Here is an 800-nt window from a genome sequence, read left to right as displayed (position 1 = left end):
TGATACTGACTCTGATGCACTTACACTTTGTGATCCGCTCAACGATACAGACTCACTAGCTGAAATCGAAGTACTTACTGAGACTGATTGTGATTCACTCAATGATGCTGACTCTGATACTGAAACGCTTGATGAAGCGGATTCTGAGACAGAGGCACTTGTTGAGACTGACTCAGACGTGCTGGCTGATGCTGATAGAGATACACTTGCACTTTGTAATTCGCTCAACGATAAAGACTCACTTGTTGAAATCGAAGTACTTACTGAGGATGATTCTGACGTACCTACTGAGGCTGACGTAGATACTGAAGCGGATGCGCTCGCTGATACTGACTCTGATGCACTTACACTTTGTGATTCGCTCAACGATAAAGACTCACTTGTAGAAATCGAAGCACTTAATGAGGCTGATTGTGATTCAGACACAGATGCACTCGCTGAAACTGACTCTGAGGCACTTGTTGATTCTGATGCGCTTGCTGAAGTCGACGCTGAAACGCTAGCCGAAGTCGATTCTGAGGCAGAAACTGAAGCTGATGTGCTTGCTGAGGATGATGCACTTTCGCTTTGAGACTCACTCAACGATACAGACTCACTTGTTGAAATCGAAGAGCTTACTGAGACTGATACTGAGTTTGAAGCAGACTGTGATTCTGATACAGAGATACTTGTTGATGTTGACTCAGACGTGCTGGCTGATTCTGACGCACCTACTGAGGCTGACGTAGATACTGAATCGGATGCGCTCGCTAATTCTGACGCTGAGACTGAAGCTGATGTGCTTGCTGAGGATGATGCAC

At 45.6% G+C, this 800-nt stretch carries 1 pseudogene; it reads left to right on the top strand.

The features are described from left to right. Window positions 1-571: pseudogene (locus HMPREF2637_RS11695) on the top strand (hypothetical protein); the annotation flags it as partial. Window positions 572-800: the final 229 nt, after the last annotated feature.

The sequence above is a fragment of the Streptococcus sp. HMSC065H07 genome, from assembly GCF_001837325.1.
GTDB lineage: Bacteria > Bacillota > Bacilli > Lactobacillales > Streptococcaceae > Streptococcus > Streptococcus salivarius_H.
The sequence above is the reverse complement of the archived record's forward strand: the minus strand, read 5'-3'. Positions and strand labels throughout refer to the sequence as shown.